The following is a 3839-nucleotide window of genomic DNA, read 5'->3' on the forward strand; positions in this document are numbered from 1 at the left end:
GGGACCATCCCCGCGGGCGCGGGGAGCAGCAGCCTCAAGGGCCCGATACGCAGCACGAATCGGGGCCATCCCCGCGGGCGCGGGGAGCAGTTGTTGGAGGTGACCAGCACCGGCCCAGGGGCGGGATCATCCCCGCGGGTGCGGGGAGCAGGCGGTCTCGCCCTCGTAGCCGTCGTCCGCGTCGGGACCAATCCCTGCGCGTGCGGGGGCAGTGCATATCGCCGTTGCCGCGCAACACGAGGGGGCCAACCCCCGTTCGCGAAGGACTACCCGCTCAGCCAGCAGCTCGAACACCGCGCGCACGCTACACCCCCGCCTGCAAGGGGAGCGCTCAGGCCCGCCTCCCCCGCTCGACGCTGTTGGCGGATCGCCCCCAGCCTGCGCCGGGAACTCCTCAAAGCCGTCCACGCGGACTTCGGGGGTTATGGAGAGAGCGCCGACGTGGTCATCGATGGCGCGCGGTGGGCTTCTGCCCATTCCGTGCGAGTGTGGGCTACGCCACCAGACTCCCTGCCCTCGTTCGGTGCGGGGCATTACTCAGTTGAGTCGTGACGGTGTCCCAGGCGCGTCACTGTTCGACGTACCATTCAAGATCACTAAGCAACGCTAGTAGGTTGAACCCCTCACACGCTGAAGCCGATGTTCACGGTCAGCGGGCAGACCCCGGTGAGTTGGGGGACCTGCTTAACCACCTGGGGGCTCCACATGACGGACGAGCGACGGACGGTCGAACAGCGCCTAGGGCAGGTCCTGGACTCCCACCGGGGACGCAGTGATCCCGCCGAGATGGCTGACGTGCTGCTGTGGAACGCCGTCGAATGGCGGACCGGTACTACAGGCCTGCCTGCACCAGAACTCGAAGATCTCCAGCGTGTCGCGGAGAGTGCACGACGCAGATTCCCTGAGTTCGGCTCATTGCTGGACAGTGAGCTACAAGAGCTGAGCAGCTACACGCCGACCCAGTTGCGCCATTATGCCCGCCTACTGCTCCGCCCCTCCTTGTTCTCGGACCACCGTAGTGAATTCACCACGTCGGATTCGCTGGTTGATGTTGCCAGAACCGCCCTGGCCGCGTACGCGCACGACAGCCGCGCGGAGACGGCACATCTGTATGATCCGGTGTGCGGTTCCGCCACCCTGGCACTGGACGCGGCCCAAGCGCTGGCAGGGCAGACCGGAAGGGCTGTCACCGTCGAAGGACAGGACATCAATGCGGCGGCTGTCCAGCGTGCCCGTGCGCACGCCTTCCTCCTGGGCACCGACGCTAGGTTCAGCCTGGCTGACTCACTCAGCCAGGACGCCTTCCCTGACCGCCGATTCGACTACACGGTGGCCGACATTCCCTACAACCTGTCTTGGCGGAACAGCAACGAGGAATGCACAGCCGAGGCCGACCGACCGGGAGGCCGCTACCCGTCCGGGCTTCCAGCGCCCGGCGACGCCTCACTCCTGTTCGCTCAGATCCTGGTCAGCAAGCTTCGGGATCCTGCGGATGGCGGTGGCCGAGGCGTCATGTTCACCACTGCCGGACCACTGTACGACGCGGGCGGCAACGCTATCCGTACCTGGCTACTCGACCAGGACCTCCTGGACGCCGTGATTGTGCTGCCCGAAGGGCTCAGCGCCAGCCCCGGGTTGAGGTTGTACGGCCTGGTCTTCTCCAACCGGAAGCCCGCGGCCCGTCGGCGCAAGGTGCAGTTCATCGACCTCCGCGGCTTCTACCAGGACGGGGACGCCCGTCGACTCGAACGCCGCACGATCAGTGGGGCAGCTCTCGACGAACTGTCCCGCAGTCTGAAGCATGCGAAGCCGACGGCCTACAGCCGAACGGCCGCAGCAAAGGATCTGTCTTTCCGGCAGGTGGGCGTCGCCCACCACGCCACCGCAGTCACGAGCAGGTACGAGCCGGGCGATGTGCCGCGCCTGACTATGCTCCTGCCGGCGATCTCCACCACCGAAGCCTGGCGCGACAATCGGTACGCCACTGTGCCACCGACCGTGACAGACATAACAAGACCACCACTCACGCGCTTCGACGTGAACCGTGTCTTCACCACAGACCGAACCCCGCGTGCACTGCGAGCCCTCACTCAGATCGGATGGAAGACCGCTCGTCTCACCGAGCTCACTGAGCATCTCTGCTACATCCCGTCGACTAAGGCCGCCGAACGCGCTGCCATGCTGTCGGCCGTCGCCGGGGAGCAGGCTCTCGTTGTCCCCATCGAACCTCATCTGGATGCTGTGACCGGGGACCCCGGCGAAGTCGCTCCCGACAACCGAGCGCTCGTGATCCGGCCCAGGGCCGCTTATACGGAGGCCGAATACCTGGCGGGGTGGCTAAACTCTCCTCTCGGTCGACACTTGCGTTCGACGGCAGTAGGGGCCGGCGGAGACAGCTACGTCAGCCCCCGCACCATCAACCTCAACCAGGCCTGGCGCATGGCAGATGAACTCCTCGTCGCCCTGCCGGACCTCCCCATCCAGAGAGAAATGGCCCGCGCGGAACGAGCGCTTGTCGCAGCCCGTCGGCACCTGGTCGACTCGCACCGGGAACTCTGGAACGACCCCAAAAAGCGGTCCGACATCTTTCGCAAGGCCAGCAGTCTTATTCCATCGGCTGATCTTGCTCAATGGGCCACCACCCTGCCATTCCCCATGGCCAGTTCTCTCTGGACATACGAGTCCAAGGGAAGTCACAACCTGCACGCCCGCCGTGAGCAAATGTTTCACTTCTGGGAAGCCACTATCCAGTTTCACGCAACCGCCATCGTGTCAGCCTTGCTCCAAGATAATTCACGACTTAACCAGGAACTTTCCACACTCGCCAAGCAAATTAGATTGGCAGGGCTCACCCCCGAGCGGGCAACCCTCGGCGTCTGGCACATTATCCTGCAACGACTCAGCAAGAGATTTCGCACTGCACTGATCGGCACCGATATCGACGAGCAGGCACGGGCACGAGCAGCCTTTGCTGACGCACCACCAGAATTCCTGGAAACCCTTCTCAGCCCCGACCTTACAAATCTTTTCGGGGAGGTGATCCAACGGCGCAACGCCTGGAGCGGTCACTCAGGTACCACCACCGCCGAGTCACTCAAGGAGCAGCTCGACATCCTGACCGGCCACGTCCACACTCTGCGCAACCTGATTGGCGCTGGCTGGCAGGATTTTCCTCTCGTGCGCGCAGGCGCTGCAAGGATCAGAAACAGGGTATTCCACCATGATGTGGACCTGGCTATGGGCCCCAACGCTCCTTTCAGACAGGAACAGATTCCCATTAGCGTGGCCATGGAGGAAGACGGGCTGTACCTCCTCTCACGCGAAGCTGGTAGCGCAATCCCTCTCGCTCCGCTGATCGTGATGCACCCGGCAGCTTTCGGATCGAACAGCGGCTGCTACTACTTCAACCGCCTTCAACCTGAAGGTGTTCGTTTCGTTGCCTACCACGAAGCAGCCGAACCGGAACGTATTGAGGATGCCCTACCCACCGTCGCCCTTGCTGCTGCCCTGAGGTTCGACAAGGAGGCTACCAATAAAGAATCGCAAGGATCGAGCGACTAACGAGCCCCTAATTTCACTTACTTGACACTCCATTACCTTCGGGCAAGTCCTGCACCGCCTTTGCGCGGCTGCGGTGGGAATACTCACCCAGCCCGCGCAGGAGCATGAACAGCCGGCGTGTACGAGGGAGAAGCTGACTGCGGACATTGTCGCGACCTGCGAACGGGGGCCATCCCGCGCGTGCGGGGAGCAGCCTGGACGTGACCGAGGAAGGAACCGCCTGATGGGACCATCCCCGCGGGCGCGGGGAGCAGTTGAGCGCCGGGACTGTGCGGGAC

The 3839-nt window shown here is 63.8% G+C and carries 1 protein-coding gene; it reads left to right on the top strand.

What is annotated here, in order from left to right:
- The first annotated feature begins 786 nt into the window (after window positions 1-786).
- A complete protein-coding gene (locus K304_RS0120490; RefSeq protein ID WP_158687391.1) occupies window positions 787-3561 on the top strand; it encodes an N-6 DNA methylase in 2775 nt (924 codons plus the stop codon).
- The last annotated feature ends 278 nt before the right edge of the window (window positions 3562-3839 follow it).

The sequence above is a fragment of the Streptomyces sp. CNS606 genome (genome assembly GCF_000426325.1).

Coding starts and splice junctions, on each gene's coding strand:
- K304_RS0120490 (WP_158687391.1), top strand. CDS start 787: ATGGCTGACGTGCTGCTGTGGAACGCCGTCGAATGGCGGACCGGTACT.